The 19969-nt window shown below is 64.4% G+C and carries 19 protein-coding genes, 1 tRNA gene and 5 pseudogenes; 16 read left to right on the top strand and 9 right to left on the bottom strand.

Annotated elements, in window-relative coordinates:
• Positions 1-2 precede the first annotated feature (2 nt).
• The 4 genes and pseudogenes from phoU to NHF48_RS08860 all read left to right on the top strand — a co-directional run bounded on the left by phoU (position 3) and on the right by NHF48_RS08860 (position 2862).
• Positions 3-692, top strand: coding sequence for a phosphate signaling complex protein PhoU (phoU, locus tag NHF48_RS08845; RefSeq protein WP_056057297.1), 690 nt, complete (start codon positions 3-5; stop codon positions 690-692).
• Positions 692-1378, top strand: a pseudogene (gene phoB / locus NHF48_RS08850) (phosphate regulon transcriptional regulator PhoB); the annotation flags it as partial. The gene phoU and the pseudogene phoB, both read left to right, overlap by 1 nt.
• Before the next feature lie 229 nt (positions 1379-1607).
• Positions 1608-1865, top strand: coding sequence for a hypothetical protein (locus NHF48_RS08855; protein ID WP_253070874.1), 258 nt, complete (start codon positions 1608-1610; stop codon positions 1863-1865).
• A gap of 98 nt (positions 1866-1963) precedes the next feature.
• Positions 1964-2862, top strand: a pseudogene (locus NHF48_RS08860) (SDR family NAD(P)-dependent oxidoreductase).
• Positions 2863-3006: 144 nt separating this feature from the next.
• On the opposite strand, the gene NHF48_RS08865 reads toward NHF48_RS08860, so the two are convergent.
• A complete protein-coding gene (locus NHF48_RS08865; protein ID WP_253070875.1) occupies positions 3007-3639 on the bottom strand; it encodes a S24 family peptidase in 633 nt (210 codons plus the stop codon).
• 113 nt (positions 3640-3752) lie between these two features.
• Between NHF48_RS08865 and NHF48_RS08870 the strand changes: the two genes are divergently transcribed.
• The 5 genes and pseudogenes from NHF48_RS08870 to NHF48_RS25895 all read left to right on the top strand — a co-directional run bounded on the left by NHF48_RS08870 (position 3753) and on the right by NHF48_RS25895 (position 6782).
• Complete coding sequence (locus NHF48_RS08870) at positions 3753-3929, top strand: hypothetical protein (RefSeq protein WP_192974860.1); 177 nt, start codon at positions 3753-3755, stop codon at positions 3927-3929.
• A gap of 2 nt (positions 3930-3931) precedes the next feature.
• Positions 3932-4252, top strand: a complete 321-nt coding sequence (locus NHF48_RS08875) for a hypothetical protein (protein ID WP_253070876.1) — start codon at positions 3932-3934, stop codon at positions 4250-4252.
• 67 nt (positions 4253-4319) lie between these two features.
• A pseudogene (locus tag NHF48_RS08880) lies at positions 4320-5505 on the top strand (acyl-CoA dehydrogenase).
• Positions 5506-5721: 216 nt separating this feature from the next.
• Positions 5722-6102, top strand: a complete 381-nt coding sequence (locus NHF48_RS25890) for a CoA transferase (RefSeq protein WP_446741135.1) — start codon at positions 5722-5724, stop codon at positions 6100-6102.
• A complete protein-coding gene (locus NHF48_RS25895; protein ID WP_446741136.1) occupies positions 6099-6782 on the top strand; it encodes a CaiB/BaiF CoA transferase family protein in 684 nt (227 codons plus the stop codon). The genes NHF48_RS25890 and NHF48_RS25895 overlap by 4 nt, the downstream gene beginning before the upstream one ends.
• 61 nt (positions 6783-6843) lie before the next feature.
• Here the strand turns inward: NHF48_RS25895 and NHF48_RS08890 are convergent, their stop codons facing one another.
• Positions 6844-8139 carry a sugar MFS transporter gene (locus tag NHF48_RS08890; protein WP_253070877.1) on the bottom strand — a complete coding sequence of 432 codons (1296 nt, stop codon included), beginning with the start codon at positions 8137-8139 and terminating at the stop codon, positions 6844-6846.
• Between the two features lie 105 nt (positions 8140-8244).
• Between NHF48_RS08890 and NHF48_RS08895 the strand changes: the two genes are divergently transcribed.
• Entirely contained in the window at positions 8245-8790 is a 546-nt protein-coding gene (locus NHF48_RS08895) for a (2Fe-2S)-binding protein (RefSeq protein WP_253070878.1), read from the top strand.
• A gap of 306 nt (positions 8791-9096) precedes the next feature.
• On the opposite strand, the gene NHF48_RS08900 is transcribed toward NHF48_RS08895, so the two are convergent.
• On the bottom strand, positions 9097-9882 hold the full coding sequence (locus tag NHF48_RS08900) for a hypothetical protein (RefSeq protein ID WP_253070879.1): 786 nt from the start codon (positions 9880-9882) through the stop codon (positions 9097-9099).
• A 49-nt stretch (positions 9883-9931) separates the two neighbouring features.
• Between NHF48_RS08900 and NHF48_RS08905 the strand changes: the two genes are divergently transcribed.
• From NHF48_RS08905 to NHF48_RS08920, 4 genes and pseudogenes are all read left to right on the top strand, one after another.
• Positions 9932-10210 carry an RcnB family protein gene (locus NHF48_RS08905; RefSeq protein ID WP_253070880.1) on the top strand — a complete coding sequence of 93 codons (279 nt, stop codon included), beginning with the start codon at positions 9932-9934 and terminating at the stop codon, positions 10208-10210.
• 113 nt (positions 10211-10323) lie between these two features.
• Positions 10324-11007, top strand: a complete 684-nt coding sequence (locus tag NHF48_RS08910) for a prolyl hydroxylase family protein (RefSeq protein ID WP_446741137.1) — start codon at positions 10324-10326, stop codon at positions 11005-11007.
• Between the two features lie 396 nt (positions 11008-11403).
• Positions 11404-13169: pseudogene (gene recJ, locus NHF48_RS08915) on the top strand (single-stranded-DNA-specific exonuclease RecJ).
• Positions 13170-13216: 47 nt separating this feature from the next.
• Positions 13217-13291 (top strand) — tRNA-Glu (locus NHF48_RS08920).
• Positions 13292-13864: 573 nt separating this feature from the next.
• Here the strand turns inward: NHF48_RS08920 and NHF48_RS24915 are convergent.
• Positions 13865-14298 (bottom strand): annotated as a pseudogene (locus tag NHF48_RS24915) (DUF2239 family protein).
• A gap of 395 nt (positions 14299-14693) precedes the next feature.
• Here NHF48_RS24915 and asd point away from each other — a divergent pair.
• Positions 14694-15545: an archaetidylserine decarboxylase gene (asd, locus tag NHF48_RS08930; RefSeq protein ID WP_253070882.1), complete on the top strand. Its 852-nt coding sequence runs from the start codon at positions 14694-14696 to the stop codon at positions 15543-15545.
• A 187-nt stretch (positions 15546-15732) separates the two neighbouring features.
• Here the strand turns inward: asd and NHF48_RS08935 are convergent, their stop codons facing one another.
• Positions 15733-16035, bottom strand: a complete 303-nt coding sequence (locus NHF48_RS08935; protein ID WP_263816822.1) for a cupin domain-containing protein — start codon at positions 16033-16035, stop codon at positions 15733-15735.
• Between the two features lie 282 nt (positions 16036-16317).
• Positions 16318-17223, bottom strand: a complete 906-nt coding sequence (locus tag NHF48_RS08940) for a TetR/AcrR family transcriptional regulator (RefSeq protein WP_263816823.1) — start codon at positions 17221-17223, stop codon at positions 16318-16320.
• Between the two features lie 196 nt (positions 17224-17419).
• Between NHF48_RS08940 and NHF48_RS08945 the strand changes: the two genes are divergently transcribed.
• On the top strand, positions 17420-18019 hold the full coding sequence (locus NHF48_RS08945; RefSeq protein WP_253070886.1) for an alpha/beta hydrolase family protein: 600 nt from the start codon (positions 17420-17422) through the stop codon (positions 18017-18019).
• Between the two features lie 224 nt (positions 18020-18243).
• Here NHF48_RS08945 and NHF48_RS08950 read toward each other — a convergent pair whose 3' ends face one another.
• The 3 genes from NHF48_RS08950 to NHF48_RS08960 form a co-directional block, all read right to left on the bottom strand.
• A complete protein-coding gene (locus NHF48_RS08950; protein WP_253070887.1) occupies positions 18244-18927 on the bottom strand; it encodes a hypothetical protein in 684 nt (227 codons plus the stop codon).
• A gap of 62 nt (positions 18928-18989) precedes the next feature.
• Positions 18990-19307: a hypothetical protein gene (locus NHF48_RS08955; RefSeq protein WP_253070888.1), complete on the bottom strand. Its 318-nt coding sequence runs from the start codon at positions 19305-19307 to the stop codon at positions 18990-18992.
• Positions 19297-19605 carry a hypothetical protein gene (locus tag NHF48_RS08960; protein WP_253070889.1) on the bottom strand — a complete coding sequence of 103 codons (309 nt, stop codon included), beginning with the start codon at positions 19603-19605 and terminating at the stop codon, positions 19297-19299. Before NHF48_RS08960 ends, NHF48_RS08955 begins: the two co-directional genes overlap by 11 nt.
• Between the last annotated feature and the right edge of the window lie 364 nt (positions 19606-19969).

Consider the following 19969-nt stretch of genomic DNA (forward strand, 5'->3'; position numbering starts at 1 on the left):
CCATGAACACGCATACGGTCAAGGCCTTCGACAACGACATCGGCGAGCTCCGCGGGTTGATCTCGCAGATGGGCGGGCTCGCCGAGGACGCGATCGACAAGGCGATGCAGGCGCTGCAACGCAACGACCTCGCGCTCGCGGAACAGGTGCGCGTCGCCGACAAGCAGATCGACGTCATCGAGGCGGAGGTCGAGCGACTGGCGGTGCGGATCATCGCCCTGCGCGCGCCGATGGCGGTCGATCTCCGCGAAGTGGTCGCCGCGCTGAAGATCGCGGGCGTCGTCGAGCGGATTGGCGATTACGCGAAGAACATCGCCAAGCGCGTGCCGATGATCGAGAGCGAGCACCGGATCGAGCCGATCTCGATCCTGCCGGCGATGGGCCGAATGGCAAGCGAGATGGTCCACGACGTGCTCGACGCGTTCGCCGCGCGCGATCCCGAGGAAGCCGTCCGCGTCGTCGAATGCGACAATGCGCTCGACGATTTCTACGACAGCATCTTCCGCACGCTCGTCACCTACATGGTCGAGAACCCCAGGACGATCGGCCAGGTCGCGCATCTGCTGTTCGTCGCGAAGAACCTCGAGCGGATCGGCGATCACGCCACCAACGTCGCCGAGATGGTCTATTTCGCCGCTACCGGCACGCAGATGGTCGATCGCGAACGCGGTATAAAGAAGGAGCAGGCATAATGGCACGCGCAAAAATGCTGTTGGTCGAGGACGACGCTGCGCTGGCCGAATTGCTGGTCTGGCATTTCAAGCGCGAGGATTTCGAGATCGCGCATACCCCCGATGGCGAGGAAGCCTTGCTGCTCGCCAAGGAGAAGGTGCCCGACATCGTCCTGCTCGACTGGATGGTCGAGGGGCTGTCGGGGATCGAGGTGTGTCGTCGCCTGCGCCGCGCACCCGAGACGCAGAACGTGCCGATCATCATGCTGACCGCGCGCGGTGAGGAAGAGGATCGCGTGCGTGGCCTCGAAACCGGCGCAGACGATTACGTGACCAAGCCCTTCTCGCCGCGCGAACTCGTCGCACGCGTCGGGGCCGTGCTGCGCCGTGTCCGCCCTGCCCTCGCCGGCGAAGCGCTCAGCTATGCCGACATCGAGATGGATACGGTCGGCCACAAGGTTCGCCGCTCGGGCGAAGTCGTGTCGCTCGGACCGACCGAGTTCCGCCTGCTGAAGCATTTCCTCGAGCATCCGGGCTGGGTGTTCTCGCGCGAACGGCTGCTCGATGCGGTCTGGGGGCATGACAGCGATATCGAAAGCCGCACGGTCGACGTGCACATCCGTCGGCTCCGGAAAGCGATCAACGTCGGCGAGCGTCCGGACATCATCCGCACCGTTCGTTCGGCGGGCTATTCGCTCGATACGGGGGGTAACGAGACTGTCCCGCGGTGGGGCGAATGGAATCGGATGCGAAACGAAGGACCCAAGCACGACTTAGTGCGTTCAGACGTCGCGCTACCAAAATGGTGCACCCATTTAGGAGATTCACATGAAGTCCATCCTTCTCGCCGCTGCCGCTCTTCTCGCGTCGCCCGTGATCGCCCAGACGACGCCGCCGGCAGACCCCGCCGCGCAGACCGCACCGGCCGATCCCGCGATGCAGACGGCACCCGCCGATCAGGCTGCCCCTGCTGACCCCGCAGCGCCTGCTGCACCGGCGGATCAGGCAATGGCTGCTCCTGCCGATCCGGCAGCGGCACCAGCCGCACCGATGGCAGGCGCACCGATGGCGCCTGGCGCAGGTCGCGTGACGTTCGGCCAGCCGACGGTAACGCCGCCGACGCCAGCACCGGCGACGTATCCGGTGTGCTCGAAGACGGTCAAGGACGGCTGCCGCAACCGCGGCGGCAAGTAACTGACGTCTGCGTAGGTGGCGGATCTATCCGCCGCTTGCACGGCTAGCTTTACGTTCTAGGAAAGGCGCTCCAACGATAAGAGAGGAGCGCCTTTTCCATGTCTATTCGCTTTGACGGCCGGGTTGCCATCGTGACCGGTGCGGGTGGCGGCTTGGGGCGCGAATATGCGCTCGAACTCGCCCGCCGCGGCGCGAAGGTCGTGGTCAACGATCTGGGTGCGTCGCGCGACGGTACCGGCCATTCCGACGCCGCGCTGAAAGTCGTCGAGGAAATCGAAGCGGCCGGCGGCGAAGCGATGTCGAACGGCGGCAGCGTCACCGACTACGACCAGATGGTCGAGATGGTCGCCCGCGCTTCCGAGAAATGGGGCGGCGTCCACATCCTCATCAACAACGCCGGCGTGTTGCGCGACAAGAGCTTCGCCAAGATGGAGCCCGCCGATTTCAAGTTCGTCGTCGACGTCCACCTCAACGGCTCGGCCAACGCCACCAAGGCGGTGTGGGACACGATGCGCGGCCAGAATTACGGCCGCATCCTGATGACCGCGTCGTCGACCGGCCTCTTCGGCAATTTCGGCCAGGCGAACTACGGCGCCGCCAAGCTTGGGCTCGCCGGCTTGACCAAGACGCTTGCGATCGAGGGCGCCAAGAACAACATCAAGGTCAACACGATCGCGCCGACCGCGGGTACGCGGATGACTCAGGACATTTTCCCCGAGGAAGCGTTCAAGGCCTTTTCCCCGACAAGGTCGCGCCCGCCGCGGTGTTCCTCGTGTCGGAGGACGCGCCTACCAACATGATCGTCGGGGCCGGCGCCGGTGTGTTCCAGGCGGCGTATGTGACGCTGACGCAGGGCATATTGCTGACCGGCGACGACCTGTCGGTCGAGGGTGTCGCGGCGCACTGGGACTCGATCATCGACCGGACTGGTGAGATCGTCCCGCAGTCAGGCTCGGAACAGTCGATGACCATCCTGAGCAAGCTTCAAGGGCGCTGAGCACTTGCCCCACATGGCGGGCTAGAATATTTCCTACCGTTCCCCCGCGAAAGCGGGGGCCCAGGACCACAAAGGGTGTAACCTGTAACCCTGGGCTCCCGCTTTCGCGGGAGAACGGGATTGGTTCGGGAAAACTGCTAGCCCTCAGCGCGGTTCGCGCATTTGCCAGACTACGCGGCCGTTGACGGCGATCGCTCCGTCCGGCACAGCCGCCGCGTCCGGATTATCGCTCGTCGCCACTAGCGCACCGCGTACCAGAGCTACACGCTTCACCATCACCGCATCGTCGATCCGGATGACGTACACCCCGCCCTTTGCGCGCGGCGTACGGTCGGCGGTGTCGACCACGATGTGATCGCCGTCGAACAGGCCCGGCTCCATCGAATTGCCGCGCACGCGGATGATCGCCGCCTGCCCGTCCCTTAGCCCGAGTTTCCGCGCGAGGCCGGGGTCCAGCGTGTCGGTGCCGAGCACGATCTCGCCATCGACCAGCGCGCCCGGCCCCGCCGACGCCGCGACGTCGAGCTTGCGGATGCGGAACCCTGCCGGCCGGTCGGCGGGCGCGCCCAGCGTTGCTTCGCTCACCCCCAGATAGTCCGACAGCAAGCGGCGGTCGCGTTCGCCCAGCACCCGCGGCGATCCACGCCGAACATATTGCTGAAGATAGGCCGCGTTGCGCCCCAGCATCGCCGACAGCGCTGCAAGACTGTCGCCACGCGCGGCGGCCAGCGTTGCCAGCGCGGTTCTTGGATCGGGATCGGACACGGTTCTAGCCACGCCCGAACCGTAGCGTAGGAATTTTCCTAGACAAGTAGGATTTGCCGGAACAGATCAAGAACGAAGGCAAAGACTCGGGCGGGGTCTTGGGCTAGGAACAGGAAGGAGCGACCATGTCCGTTCTCATCAAGATCGACCGATATCTGCGGCAGACCGGCATGCCGACGTCGAAATTCGGCCGACTGGCGGTCGGCGATCCGCGGTTGGTCCACGATCTCCGACTCGGTCGCCAGCCGCGCGCGCCGATGGTGGCGCGGATCGAAACCTTCATAGAACGGCACGGCGCGTGAGGATGGACGCGATCCGTGGCCCCGATGCGGGCACGCTGTTGATCCGCGCGGTTCGCGGCCATGCGGCGGCGACAGGCCTGACGATGCACGTCGAGTCGATCGCGTGCACGCCCTGGGCAAGCGCGACCTTCGTCGGCACGCTGCACCGGCTGACGATCGCGGCAATGCCCGTACCCGGTCTTCGAGACTGGATCGACGCGTTGCCCGAAGCGGAGTTCGCGATGCGCGGGCATATCGTCGCCGATCTGGTGGTCGACCGCATCGAGTCGATCGGCGACCGCGAGCATGTGACGATCGCGGTGCTGACGCTGATCGACGCGTAAACGTCTCGACAGGGGTGGACTTTCGACGGCCGAACCACGAAGTCGGCGGTCAACGAAGGAGATTCATATGGCCGGGATGGGCAAGTTCGACTGGGCGGATCCGTTCCTGCTCGACGATCAGTTGAGCGAGGACGAGCGGATGATCCGCGACAGCGCGAAGGCCTATGCCGACGACAAGCTCGCGCCCAGGATCATCGACGCATTCCAGCACGAGCATACCGATCCCGCGATTTTCCGCGAGATGGGTGCGCTTGGGCTGCTTGGGCCGACGATCCCCGAGGAATATGGCGGCGTCGGTGCGTCCTATGTCGCCTACGGACTGGTTGCGCGCGAGGTGGAGCGGATCGACTCAGGCTATCGCTCGATGATGTCGGTGCAGTCGAGCCTGGTGATGTATCCGATCAACGCGTTCGGCTCCGAGGCGCAGAAGCGCAAATACCTGCCCAAGCTTGCGAGCGGCGAGTGGATCGGCTGCTTTGGGCTGACCGAGCCGGATGCGGGGTCCGATCCCGGCGGGATGACGACGCGCGCAAAGAAGACGGCCAACGGCTATGTGATCTCGGGCGCGAAGACGTGGATCTCGAACTCACCGATTGCCGACGTGTTCGTGATCTGGGCGAAGTCCGACGAGCATGGCGGCGGCATCCGCGGCTTTATCCTGGAGCGCGGGATGAAGGGACTGGAGACGCCGAAGATCGAGGGCAAGCTGTCGTTGCGCGCGTCGATCACCGGCATGGTGATGATGGATGAGGTCGAGGTTGGCGAGGGCGCGCTGCTGCCCGACGTGCAGGGGTTGAAGGGCCCGTTCGGCTGCCTCAATCGCGCGCGGTACGGGATTTCATGGGGTGCGCTCGGCGCGGCGGAGTTTTGTTTCCATGCCGCGCGGCAGTACGGGCTCGATCGCAACCAGTTCGGAACACCCTTGGCGGGGCGGCAGCTTTTCCAGAAGAAGCTGGCGGACATGGAGACCGAGATCGCGCTCGGGTTGCAGGCGTCGTTACGCGTCGGGCGGTTGATGGACGAGGGCCGGTTCGCGCCGGAAATGGTCTCGATCGTGAAGCGGAACAACGTAGGCAAGGCGCTCGATATTGCGCGGATGTCTCGCGACATGCATGGCGGGAATGGGATTTCTGGGGGAGTATCAGGTGATGCGCCATTTGATGAACCTGGAAACGGTCAACACGTATGAGGGTGCGCATGATGTTCATGCTTTGATCTTGGGCCGGGCGATCACGGGTATTGCTGCGTTTTGAGTTCACCCCCCTACGTCCTTCCACCCCGGCGGAGGCCGGGGCCCAATTGGGGGACGCATATTGGCTAACGCTGCGTGTCGTTACTCCAACCTTGCCAATTGGGCCCCGGCCTTCGCCGGGGTGGTGTTATGACGGAGGAACGCAAACCTTCCCCCCCTCACCGGCCTGAAGGTCGTCGAACTTGCTCGGATTCTTGCAGGGCCTTGGGCGGGACAGGTGCTCGCCGATCTCGGCGCGGACGTGGTCAAGATCGAAAGCCCGGCCGGTGACGACACGCGAACCTGGGGTCCGCCGTTCATCGACAACCCTGACGGCACGCGCGACGCCGCGTATTTCCATGCCGCCAATCGGGGCAAGCGGTCGGTCGTCGCCGACTTTACCACCCCTGAAGGACAGGCGATCGTCCGCGACCTGATCGCCGACGCCGACGTCGTGATCGAGAATTTCAAGGTCGGCGGGCTCGCCAAATACGGGCTCGACTATGCCGCGCTGTCCGCGATCAACCCGCGGCTGGTCTATTGCTCGATTACGGGGGTTCGGCCAGGACGGGCCCCTACGCTCCTCGTGCGGGTTACGACTTTATCGTCCAGGGCATGAGCGGGATCATGGACCTGACCGGCGAGCCGGACGGCGCGCCGCAGAAGATCGGTGTCGCGTTCGCCGACATCATGACCGGGCTGTATTCCGTGATCGCGATCCAGGCGGCGCTGGCGATGCGCGAGCGGACCGGCAAGGGTCAGCAGATCGACATGGCGTTGCTCGATACGATGACGGGGGTGCTCGCCAACCAGGCAATGAACTGGTTTGCGAGCGGCGTGTCGCCGACGCGGGTCGGGAATGCGCATATGAACGTGTGTCCGTATGCGGTGTTTTCGTGTGCCGATAGGTGGTTCATACTGGCGGTCGGGAATGACGGGCAGTTCCGGCGGTTCTGCGATGCGATGGGCTTGCCCGAGATGCGCGACGATCCGCGGTTCGCGACCAATGCCGGGCGGTTGGCGTTCAAGGATTTGCTGTTCACAGGGATCGAGGCGGCGACGTCTCTGGTGCCTAAGCTCGAGTTGCTGGCGCGGCTGGAGGCGGTGGGTGTGCCGGCCGGGCCGATCAATACGGTGGCGCAGGCTTTCGAGGATCCGCAGGTCGTCGCGCGGGGAATGGCGATAGAAGTCGCGCGGCCTGATGGGTCTCTGGTTCCGGGGCTGCGTACGCCAATCCGGTTTTCGGAGGCCGATCTTGCGACCGGGCGGGCGGCGCCGATGCTTGGCTCTACCGACTAAGCATGTGTCCCCGCGAAGGCGGGGACCCAGTCTGGGCCCCCGCCTTCGCGGGGGAACACGCTCAGTAGGCCGCTTCGACTACCGGCTTGCGGGCATACAACCCGTACGCCAGGATCAGCGCGTAGCAGATCGCCGGGAGCAGCAGCGCGAAGTGCAGGCTGCCCGACTTGTCCGCCAGCATTCCCGTCAGATACGGGACGATCGCGCCGCCGACGATCGCCGTGGCGATCACGCCCGAGCCTTCCGCCGCGCGCTTGCCGAGACCTTCGGAGGCCAGCGAGAAGATCGTCGGGAACATCACCGCGTTCATCAGGCCGATCGCGAGCAGTGCCCAGCCCGACAATGCACCCTCGGTGTTCGCCGAGATCAGGATCAGCGCCAGCGTGCCCGTCGCGACGCCCGCAAGCACCTTGCCCGGCGACACCTTGTTCAGCACGTACGCGCCGATGAACCGGCCGACCAGCGCGCCGCCCCAGTAGAACGGCACGTGCTTGCCCGCCGCGACGTCGCTCAGGCCCATGACGCTCGGCTGCATCAGGTAATTGACGATCAGCGAGCCGACCGCGACCTCCGCGCCGACGTACAGGAAGATGCACGCCGTCCCCATCGCGAAGCGCGGGCGCTTCAGCAGCGTGAACGCGTGGAAGATGCTGCCGGTCTGGTCCTGCTCCTCGTTGAGCCGGTTGCGGCGGGTCCACACCACCGCGGCGACGATCAGCAGCGCGATCGCGAGGCCGATATAGGTGTGGACGACGGTCCGCGACGATTCCGTCCGGTAGGCGTCGAGCGCGGCGCCGGTGAGGGTCGAGGAGTCGACCGTCGCCAGCCCACCGAGGATCAGCGCGGAGCCGACATACGGGAAGATCGTGGTGCCGAGCGAGTTGAACGCCTGCGCGAAGGTCAGACGGCTCGACGCCGACTTGGGATGGCCGAGCGCCGAGATCAGCGGGTTGGCGACGACCTGCACCACGGTGATGCCGGCGCCGAGCACGAACAGTGCGAACAGGAACATGCCGAAGCTCGCCTGCCCTGCGGCGGGGATGAACAACAGGCAGCCCGCGGTCATCGTCACGAGGCCGATCGACGCTGTCCGCATATAGCCCGCTTTGCGCACGATCGCAGCGGCGGGGATCGAGAACAGCGCATAGGCGAGGAAGAACGCCGACTGGACCAGCATCGCGGTCGCGTGGTCGAGCGTGAAGAGCTCCTTCATCTTGGGGATGATGATGTCGTTCAGCGAGGTGATGCCGCCGAAGATGAAGAACAGCGCGAACACGAACACGCGCAGGTCGGGCGCGTCGTAGCCGTGGCTGGCATCGCCCCCGGCCGCTGGTGTGGATTTGGTATCGACGTGCATCGTGGTGCGCCCCCTCGCGGTATTATCTGCGCGACATAAGCCGGGGCGACGGCGCGTGGCAATGCCGCGTGGTGCGATCCGTCCCGGCGAGCTAGGACGGCGGGCATGAGCCGCTTCACCGTCAACAACGAACCGATCGAATACAAGCTCGACAATGCTACGCCGCTGCTGTGGGCGTTGCGCGATGCGTCGAACCTAACGGGGACGAAATATGGATGCGGCACGGGGCAGTGCGGCGCGTGCACGGTCGATGTCGACGGGCGCGCGGTGCGGAGCTGTCGGGTGCCGATCGGCTCGATCGAAGGCGCGTACGTCACGACGATCGAGGGGCTGTCGCGCGAGCGTAACCATCCGGTGCAGCTGGCGTTTATCGCGGAGTCGGTGCCGCAGTGCGGGTTCTGCATCCCGGGGATGATCATGGCCGCCGCAGCTTTGCTGAAGCGCAATGCCGACCCGAGCGAAGCGCTGATCCGCGAGCAGATCACGAACCTGTGCCGATGCGGGGTGTATCCGCGGGTGGTCGAGGCGGTGCAGCGCGCGGGGCGGGCAATGCGCGGGGAAGAGGTTATTCCTGCAGGGCCGAGGCCGGGGATCGACCCGGCGGACTCCGCGCGGCTGGTGCCGGCGCTGGTGCCGCCGCCGGCGCGATAGGGTACGCTTCAGTCCCAGCCAAAGCTTGTTCTCCCGCGAAGGCGGGAGTCCAGTCTGGGCTCCCGCCTTCGCGGGAGAACAAGGTGGGGGAAACAAACCGTAGCCTAACGCCCCGTAAGGCTCGGAAAAACCGGCGCCCCCCCGTTCTTCACCTCCCCGGCGGAGGCCGGGGCCCAGTTGGAACGTCCAGAGTAATGCATCGCCGCACTCAGTCACCCACCATCCCCAACTGGGCCCCGGCCTCCGCCGGGCCGGTGGCTGTTTGGAAGATAAGTTTCATGCATCCGCTACGAAGACTAGCCGACATCAACTTCCGCCCGCCCCGCAACTAAACCTGTCTAATCGCTGACGAACCCATTCAGCCTCTCCACACACGAGATCGACTAGACCCGACACATCATGGGGAGCCGGCTCGTGCGCCGGCAGTCGAGGACGACGGCGATGACGGGCAAGTTTCTCAAACTCTTGATGGCGGCTTCCGCGTTGGTGCCTGCAACCATGATGGCAACGACCGCGACCGCGCAACAGGTCGACCAGGACCGCGGTGACCAGGGCCAGCGTCCCGACCGGGGCCAGCGTCAGGATCGTGGCGATCGGGGCCCACGTCCGGACGGACAACCCTTCCAGCAGCAGCGCCCCGACCGCCCCACCGTGCCCGACCAAGGCCAGCGCCCGCAACGCGCCGATCTCGGCACGCAGCGGCAGGTCCGCGGCGACCGTCCCGACGGGCAAGGCCATCCCGACTGGAACGGGCAGCGCGGCGACCGTAATGCTTGGAACGGCCAGCGCGGCGCCGGCCAAGGCTGGAACGGCCAGACCCGTCCCGACCCGCAAGCCGGCCAGAACCGCCCCGACTGGAACCGCGACCAGGGACGCCCCGGTTTCGATCGCGGTAACCAGCAAGCGGATCGCGGCCAGTTCGACCGCAACGGTGGACGCGGCGATTGGCGTAACGACGGGCGCAATGACAATCGGGGCGACAACCGCGGCGACTGGCGCAACGGCGGCCGCGATGGCTACCAGAACCGCCAGCCCAACCGCGCCTACGGCAACGTCCAGGGCTATGGTCGCGGCGGCTACAACCAGGGCCATTACAACCAGGGCGGCGCATGGAACCGTGGCTGGCGTAACGACAACCGCTATGCCTGGAGCAATTACCGCGCATCAGAATCGCGGCGCCTACCGCCTCCCACGCTACTACGCGCCGAGCGGCTGGGGGTCGGGCTATCGTCGCTTCGGCGTCGGCTTCTCGCTGAACAGCATCCTCTACAACCAGAATTATTGGATCCAGGATCCGTACACCTACCGCCTGCCCGAGGCGTACGGCCCGTATCGCTGGGTGCGCTATTACAACGACGCGTTGCTGGTCGACCTCGACAGCGGCCGCGTGGTCGACACGGTGTACGACATCTTCTGGTAGGCCCTTTCTGAGAATTGCGGCCTGCCGTCACGCAGTAACAGGGGGAGCCCCGCGGTGGTGAAGATCACCGCGGGGCTCTTGCGTTTTGAAGGCGTTTCGCCAAATCCTGCGGCGTGGGTATCTTTTCAAAAGCCAAGAAGGTCGATCCGGCCATGGCGCTTCGCCAGGCCTTCGGATCGCAGGTCGCCGCGCGCCTCGACGCCAATCCCGCGGTGCAGCGCATCGCGATGGACACGGTGCAGTTCTATTATCAGGACAAGTTCCTCGATCCCGCGACCTGCAAGCGGCTGATCGCGGTGATCGATTCGAAGCGGCGGCCGTCGACGCTGCTGTCCGATCGCCCGAACAGCAATTTCCGGACCAGCGAGAGCTGCGACATGGACCGCTGGTCGCCCGACGTGCAGCCGACCGACGAGGCAATCGCGACCTTGCTCCGGATCGACCTGCTCCACGGCGAGACGATGCAGGGCCAGCGCTACGCCCCCGGCCAGCAATTTCGCGCGCACCATGATTACTTCCACGAATCCGAGAGCTATTGGGCGAAGATGCAGGAGCAAGGCGGCCAGCGCACCTGGACCGCGATGGTGTTCCTCAACGACGTCCCCGAAGGCGGCGCGACGTGGTTTCCGCAGGCCGGCGTGAAGATCGCGCCGAAGCGCGGCATGCTGCTCGCATGGAACAACATGAACCCGGATGGGAGCCCGAACGGGCTGACGCTGCATGAGGGCATGCCGGTGGTGGAGGGCGTGAAGTATATCGTGACGAAGTGGTTTCGCGAGCGACCATGGATGAAGTGAAGGGGCTTGAGCAGAGCATAATGTCACCTGCCCGCCTCCGTTGCCGAGCTACGGTCGCGCCCCCCTCCCCGTTCGTCCTGAGTAGCCGTCGAGTAGCCGCCGCAGGCGGCGTATCGAGACGGCGTATCGAAGGACAGTTGGCGCACGAAACCCTGCTTCGATACGCGCCCTCGATACGCTTCTACGAAGCTACTCGGTCGCTACTCAGCACGAGCGGGGGAGAGTTTACATTCCGCCAGTCCGCGCAAAACCGTTTCCCCGCGAAGGCGGGGACCCAGACTGGACTCCCGCCTTCGCGGCAGAACAAGACGCAAGTGGTGCACGCGGTTGCCAGATCGCCCTGACCACGCGTCCCTCCCCGCTCGACAATCCCCCCGCAGCCACTACGTCCGAGGCATGACAGTTCTTGGCGTAACCTCCTCCATCCTCGGCCAACCCTGGCGCTGGCGCGCGCTTGCCGCAGACGGCCGGGACGGTTTCGGGATCAACGGCTCGGGAGACGACCTCGTCACCCAACTCCTCCTCGCCCGAGGCTGCCCGCGCGAAGGCCTCGACGCGCACCGCACCCCCTCGATCCGCGCATTCATGCCCGACCCGTCGATCTTCCGCGACATGGACCGCGCCGCCGACCGCCTCGCCGACGCCGTGCAAGCCGGCGAACAGGTCGCGATCTTCGGCGATTACGACGTCGACGGCGCCACCTCAGCCGCGCTGATGGTCCTAGTCCTGCGCGACCTTGGCATCGAAGCGCGCCCCTACATCCCCGACCGCCTGCTCGAAGGCTACGGCCCCTCGGGCGAAGCACTCGTCCGCCTCGCCGGCGAAGGCGCCACGCTGATCGTCACGGTCGACTGCGGCGCGCAGGCGTTCGACGCGCTGGACGTCGCCCGCGACGCGCAGGTCGACGTGATCGTCATCGACCACCACAAATGCTCGACCGCGCTCCCGCACGCGCTCGCGCTGGTAAACCCCAACCGCCTCGACGAGACCGAAGGCGCCGCGCATGGCCATCTCGCCGCGGTCGGCATGTGCTTCCTCGCCGCCGCCGCGCTCGTCCGCACGCTCCGCACGCGCGGCTTCTTCAAGGACCGCGCCGAGCCGAAACTGATCGACCTGCTAGACATCGTCGCGCTCGGCACCGTCGCCGACGTCGCGCAGCTTCGCGGCATCAACCGCGCGTTCGTGTCGCAGGGCCTCAAGGTCATGGGTGCGCGCAAGAATATCGGCGTCGCCGCGCTGATCGAAGCGTCGCGGCTGACGCGCAACCCGACCTGCACCGACCTCGGCTTCGCGCTCGGCCCGCGCATCAACGCCGGCGGCCGCGTCGGGCGCGCCGATCTTGGTGTCCGCCTGCTCACCACGCAAGACCCCGACGAAGCCCGCGCGATCGCCACCGAACTCGACCGCCTCAACGAAGAACGCCGCGCGATCGAGACCGCGGTGCAGGAGGCCGCCGACCTCCTCTCCAGCCGCGACCGTGCCGTCGCCGTGGTCGCTGGGCACGGCTGGCACCCCGGCGTGATCGGCATCGTCGCCGGCCGCCTCAAAGGAGAAACTCGGCCGCCCCGCAATCGTCATCGCGATCGACGAGAACGGCATCGGCAAGGGCTCCGGCCGCTCGATCCCCGGCGTTGATCTCGGCGCCGCGGTGATGGCTGCCCGCGAACACGGCCTGCTCGTGGCGGGCGGAGGCCACGCGATGGCCGCTGGCCTGACGATCAGCGAGGCGGCGATCCCCCGCCTTTACCGACTTCCTCGAAGAGCGCCTAGCCGTCGCGGTCGAACGCTCGAACGGCGACCGCGCGCTCCTGCTCGACGCGGTCCTCGCGGCAGGTGGTGTAAACCCCGGCCTCGTCGAGTCGATGGCAGCCGGCGGCCCCTACGGCATGGGCTGGCCAGCCCCTCGCGTCGCGATGGGCCCGGTCCGCGTCATCAAGGCGGACGTGGTCGGCAACGGCCACGTCCGCACGATCGTCGCGGGCGACGACGGCCGCAGCATCAAGGCCATGGCCTTCCGCTCGGCCGAAAGCGCGCTAGGCCAAGCGCTGCTGGGCGCCGCCCCTCACCGCAAGCTCTGGCTCGCCGGCCGTGCGAAGATCGACGACTGGTCCTCGCGGCCGTCCGCGGAATTACACGTCGAAGATGCCGCCTGGGCCGATTGAGGGGTTGACGCATCGGCGGCTTCCTTTTAGGCGCCTCCAACCACGCAGGCCCCTTCGTCTAGCGGTTAGGACGCGGCCCTTTCACGGCTGAAGCACGGGTTCGATTCCCGTAGGGGTCACCATTCGCCACATTCGTGGCTGAAACGTGCGATTAAGCCATTCTTTCTTCTCTGCTGGTACAGCAACCTGGTGCAGAGAGCACGGAAATGGCTCGCATGGCGACGCCCTAGAAGCACCCGACTACCGATTTTTATTATTTGCGTTGGCAGATACCGGCAAAGATGCGCCCAGCCTTCGGCGGTAAGGCACTATGAAAGGTTTCGCTCAACACGAAGTGGGCCGCAGCAGCCCATATTCTGTTCCTTCAAGCCAACGCGGCTTTGAAGCAGCAGTTCGAGAAGATCCGGGTTCCGATCAAGGCAACTGGCGAACCACTTCCTTCACAGCGTGATCGGGCTCGCGACATGATCGCTACGTACTTTCAAGGCCCCCCAGCGCGATGCAGGTGGATTGGATGGCACGGAACGCCTTCTCCTGGCTCGCCTGGAGATCGACCGCGGACTTTGGAACATGACGCTACCGGGTGCTCCCCGGTTGCGGCGTTGACGACGTTCTCTCGATCGGTGGTTTGCAGCGGGCCGCTGCGTGCGCAGGCGACAATCCTAACGATCCTTCGGTTTTCGGATTGGGTTGGGCTAACGCAGGGCATAGTCCCGAACGTCTGGCGGCCACGTCGCCATCCGGCCCGCAAACGCTTGATGCGCACCAGCAAACAAGGCACGGATCGCTTCCTCGTAGCCGGGAAAATCGCCGGTCAGCCCAGACAGGAAGCGATGCGTGCGCTCATGTGCGGCTTTGCGATCGGTCTGGCCGCCATCTGCACGACGCGCTTCGTCAACAAGGCGGCGCAACGCCCGCGAGGCTCCCCCGGCTGCGTTGCGAGCCATTCCCAATGACGCGGCAGCAGCGTCACTTCGCGCGCAACCACGCCAAGTTTTGGTCGGCCTCTCGATCTGATCGAGCTATCTGCCAGTTCGCGCCGCGCTGTCGCAAGCGCCTCGAGTTCGCCATGGTCTGTAAATCGCGTAACGATCTCCGCCGCAGTGCCTCGAAGGTCGAGGTCGATCACCGCGCCTGACGTATCATCGAAGGTAAGGACAGGGCCCTGCGTGTCGGCTTCCGTCGATTGCTCATTCCCGAAATCGTCTATCTTGCCTGAGAAACGGGAAAGATCGCGCTCAATGAATGGCCGCTATCAGTCCCCGGATCCGCACTCCGGACGTCCGGGTGTGGGCGAACTACCAGGCAGTGTGGGGCTTCGTAAGGGATCTACGGGCAGGCATTTACGCACCCCCTCCCCGCTGCCCGACTTCAGCCATTCGTTCCGCTTGGGAAGTGATGGTCTCGGCGCCAAGCCGGTCTACTTCCGGCGATCAGGATGCCTCGTCGCTTGAACGCGAATTGCGTAGGTCGGCCTGACCGTTCATAGCCCTACGAGGATGGTATCGACGCTCTGAGGTTCTGATGTCTGATCGCCTGCCGGTCCTACTCCAATACATATTGCCTAAGCAGCGCCTCACCGCGCTGGCAGGTCACATCGCCAGGGCGCGTGGGGGTGCGATGACAACGCGGCTCATCCGCTGGTTCGTTGGCAAATATTCCGTCGATATGAACGAAGCCGCGGATGCGGACATTCGGAGCTACAAGAGCTTCAACGAATTCTTCACCCGTCCCCTGAAAGCGGGGTCACGCCCTATCGCGGCTGCCGACTTTGTCTGCCCAGTCGACGGCGCAATCAGCCAGTTCGGCTCGATTGATGACCATCACATTCTACAAGCAAAGGGGCATCGGTTCACCACGACGCAGCTTGTTGGCGGCGACGCCGCACTGGCCAGTCAGTTTCGCCACGGCAGCTTCGCAAACCTGTACCTATCCCCCAGAGACTACCACCGCCTGCACATGCCCTGCGATGGCAAGCTCACCCGCATGATCTACGTGCCTGGTAAGCTTTTTTCAGTAAACCCTGTCACAGCACGCGGCGTGCCGAACCTGTTTGCGCGCAACGAGCGAGTAGTTTGCGTCTTTGAATCGGTAGAGCACGGCTTATTCGTCATGGTGCTGGTGGGAGCCACCATCGTTGGAAGCATGGCGACTGTGTGGCACGGTGTAGTCAATCCTACGCGCATCAACAGGACGTCGGAGTGGGCATATACCGACCAGGACATCGTGCTGAAAAAAGGCGAGGAAATGGGCCGCTTTCTCCTTGGCTCAACGATCGTGATGTTGTGGAAGCGGGGCGCCATTGCGTTCAACGAAGACTGGGTGCCCGAACGGAATGTGCGCTTGGGCGAACTGATGGGGCAGCGCGCAACCTGAACTTCGTGCGCCGTTGGCCGGGATGGAAAGACCCATTCCAGATACTCAGACGCCCCTCTCCTACTTCCCAGATTCGGACGCTCGTTCATCTTGGCGAATTTACCGCTCTGACGTTCGGCTACTGGCTTACGAACGACGTCATTTGGAAGCAGCGGACGTTCTCCTAAAGAGACGCGGATGGAGAGGGTCAGCTTAGCTGCTCTTTCAGGCTGCGAGTACGCAAGGTCATCTCATCGCCGGTATGCTTGGTTTCGGCCGGCTCGATCAACAAGACCCAACACTCATCCAGTGCCACGGGATTATGCCGAATGCCGCTTGGCACTGTCAAAAAATCCCCTTTTTCGAGCTCAACCGCACAATCTTCGAACTCGATCCGCAGGGAACCTTTGACAATATAGAACAGCTCGTCTTGCCCGTCATGGGCGTGCCAGACCAACTCGCCCTTCAGCTTTGCAGCCTTTAGCAACTGGTTGTTGACCCGGCCGATCACCTTCGGCGACCAATAGTCGGTTACTCTATCGAACGCAGCCGCGAGTGCTGTAGGGGACAACATACCTATCTCCAGGTGGATATCGGACTGGATGCAATATAATTGAGCGATAGACATTGGCGATCGTGCCACCGCTTTTGCTCGTCAGATTAGCTTGGCGGGCCGGCTCCTGACGACGATGCTGGTTATTATAAACATACGACGCTTCCAAAATCCTGTTTGGTGAGCGAAGAGGAAAAAGAGTAGCCGATGGGGTGGGCGCATGTGGGCTGCCTGATCCGCTCACGAATGTGACTGCCGGTGGCGTAATCCATCGATCAGCAGGTTCAGGATGCGCCCGGCATGTGCAGCGCCATCCTCGCCTGTCGCCACTCCGAGATTCCCAATCGCTCGCAGCAGGTCGTAAGGCTCGACGTCGTCCCGTACTTCCTTCGTCGCTGCTGCCGCATCGAGTAGGGAAGCAAGCGCAGGCTCGAAATGCGCTCGAAAATAGGCTGGCAGCTCGTCGAACGCCGGGTCGCCAGAGTGGAGAGCGACTGCGAGGCCCTTCTTCGTGCCAAGGAATTGCGCGTACCGTTTCAGCCAACGCTCCAGTGCCTCTCCAGGCGTGTAGCGTGTCGCCAGTGTTGCCGCTTCCGCAGCGCAGGCATCGACTTCGCGGCGAAATACCGCGGCAATAAGGTCCGATCGCTTTGGAAAGCGACGGTAGAGCGTGCCCATACCAACACCGGCCCGATCTGCGATCTGCCTCACCGTCGCATCGACGCCCGCCTCCGCAAAGAGAGCTTTGGCCGCCTCCAACACAGCGTCTTCACTGCGTTGCGCATCAGCGCGAACGCGCCGCTTTGGTGTTCCTTCCGCGCTAGTCGCGGTCTTCTCACGTTCCGTCAAAGTACCATCCAACATAAACGGCTTGTCATACGGAGCATTGCTCCGCATAAGTATATACGGAGCAATGCTCCAGCTAGCGCGGAATAGCCAACCGACGTTGGCTTGCAAACATATGAAACGAGATATGACGTGAACAATCTTATCGACAAAGCTCGGCGGCTTCCCGTGAATGCGGCAGTCACCACCATCTCGATCAGCCCGGTAACTCTGTCGATCCCGGATCACGAGCGGGAACTCGAACTCCGTATTACCGCGCCGATGAGCGGTCGCGACCTCCCGATCATCCTGCTTTCGCACGGACACGGTCCCTCGCTCTACATATCGTCGAAGGACGGTTACGCACCGCTTGCGAACTTCCTGGCGGAGCACGGCTTCGTCGTCATCCAGCCCACGCACGCAAATTCGAGGGCGGGAGGCCTGGCACCTGACGGACCAGGCGGCCCCCCTGTTCTGGCAGGAACGCGTCCAGGAACTGACCTGCATCCTCGATCAGATGGAAACTATCGACGCATCGGTTCCAGCCCTTACCGGCCGAATTGATCACGATCGGATCGCGGCTGTCGGCCACTCGCTGGGCAGCCACACCGTAAGCGTGCTGCTAGGTGCCCGCCTCAGCGACCGAAACGAGGCCGCTCGTGACGTCGACATGCGTGACCCCCGGGTAAAGGTGGGCGTGTTGCTTGCTGGGCTAGGTCGCGGCGAAGACCTCGACGGACCTATGGGCTCGCGCTACCCCGCGCTCAGGCTCGATTTTTCCACCCTCACCACCAAGACCCTGGTCGTATCGGGGGACGCCGATGTTAATCCGCACCTGACGACCCGCGGTGCTGACTGGCATGCAGATGCCTTTTCCGATGCCCCGGGGGCCGACAGCTTGCTGACCTTGGCGGGAGCCAAGCATGGGCTTGGCGGCATCGCCGGCTACGACGCGAAGGAGACGGACGACGAAGATCCCGACCGCCTCGGCGTCACGCAACGCATGGTTTGGGCATACCTGTGGTCGGCCCTAAACCCAGGCAATCCCGCTTGGCAGGACGCAATTTTAGCTCTCGAGAACGAAGCGACCGAGTTTGGTAAAGTAGATAGCAACTGACTTCTGCCCTAGCGCTTTTTGACAACGGGCGACGGGGCAAAATCTGAAAAGAACGTATCGAACTTGCCGAACAGCCGCGGCTGGTGGTCGAGAGGATCGCGGCGTAGCGTCTGGCCGGCGTCACGCGTTCGCGACCGATCGCGCCATCCGACGCGGACGCGATGGATGCGACACCCGCTGCGGTTGATGATCGAGCCAAAGCGCCTGGCTCTCGCATATCGATTTCAGGCCGAGTGCCGGCGCGTGGGCGCGGCGCGTGGGGGCGCGCCCGGCAACGCCGCGAATTCCAGCCGCACCTCGCGTTCCCTGGCCGCGGTGCCGGGATCGTCCGGAAGCGCGCCTTTCATGATCCCGAACGCATCCTTAAGCGTCCCGATCGCATCGTTGAACATTCCGAACGCCGCAGCGGTAACCGCCGATCCTTCGCCATCCACCGCGAAGGTCGCTGCCGCGGACCCGCCACCGGCCCCGTTGAAGATCGCGGGGTAGTTTATCGCGGCAAAGCCTGCGTTGGTCGTTACCTCCGCTGCCTGTACTGCCATCGCGACAAGCCCGGCGCGGCCGTCACGTGCGCGCAGATCACGCAGCTTCGTCGCATACGTCTCGGCCGTCTTCGTGCGCTCGGCGCACATAGCGATGCCGACGGGGATCGTGTAACGCCCCCGAAAGCCGACAAAACGTCCGCGCGCCGTGCCGCGTCCCTCGAGTAGCGCCGAGATGCTTCGGGCTACGCGCTCGTTGTCCTGCACTTGCTGCTGATCGAGCAGTTCCACCAGCCGCATCGTCATCCGATCGAGGAACGCGTAAAGATGGGCGACCTTGCCGCGATACACGGCGATGTTGCCCTCGATCGATGCGATCGACGGCGTCAAATCGCGACCGCTGACGAGCGTCGCGGCCTTGCCCAAGCCACTGCTCCGAAGAACGCCGCCCCCGATCTGGGTGGCTCGCCCAGCGGCGAGCCCCCTGATCATAGGCCCGATCGAGCGACTTCACGTCGTTGTCGATGCGGACGCCCCATTCGTCGACGGTCTTCCAGCATTGTACGAGCTTCTCCATCCCGTCGATGATGCCGCGCACCAGCCCGATGATCGCCGCCGCGCCGCTCACCCCCCATGGTAAAGCCGGAGAGGCCGAACGCCGCGGCGCTGAGTGAAAGCGTGACGGTGACGATGGCGCCGTCTATCGCGGTGTGCTTGCGGACGGCATGCCACTCGCCAAGAGTGCTGTAGTGCTGGGCGATCTGTGCTTCGATCGCTTTTCCAACACCCGGGCTATTATCCGCCAAGATCTTGCTGACGCTTGCCCGCAGGATATCGTCCACAGGCCGGGACGGATTTATCTTCGGCGCGATCTTTGTCTCGAATCATGGCCTGCATTGTCTTCGACACGTGGGCCACCACGTGCTGGTAGAGTTGCCCGTGCTTGTTGAGGTCGGCGGCGACGCGGTTCGGCACCTCGGCGATGACAACCAGTGGGATTGCGTCGAAGCGATCGTCGAACTCGTGCTTACCCGCTCCGCGCAGGGCGCCGCCGAGCGTGTGAGTGTACACTTTGATCTTTTCGCGCGGCGGGCCTGCTGGCACGATCCCGTCTCCTCTCCTGGACGGTGGCGACGGGATCGTCGCGCCCGGGGTTACGAAGACGACAATGGCTTTCGGTGCGCTTCAGCAGGATTTCAAATGAGCCGTTCTACGCTACGAATGACATATTCGGCGGACGCGTCGGTCGGAGGCGGCGGGGGACCGAGCGAGTCGCTGCCGGGCGCAAGCGCCGCCGGATGTAAAGTATAGCGCAGCATCATCGCGTCGGCCGCGGGCTAGAGCGCCGCCACCAGCAGCGGCGCGGCGATGCCCGTCCGGAGGACCGTCTCGGCGAGCACGTCGACGTGGCGCGGAACGATGCTCGCGACGATGCCATATCGACGTCCCTGTGGACCGCACCGAGCGA

This window comes from Sphingomonas sp. H160509, from assembly GCF_024124765.2.
Classification (GTDB): domain Bacteria; phylum Pseudomonadota; class Alphaproteobacteria; order Sphingomonadales; family Sphingomonadaceae; genus Sphingomonas.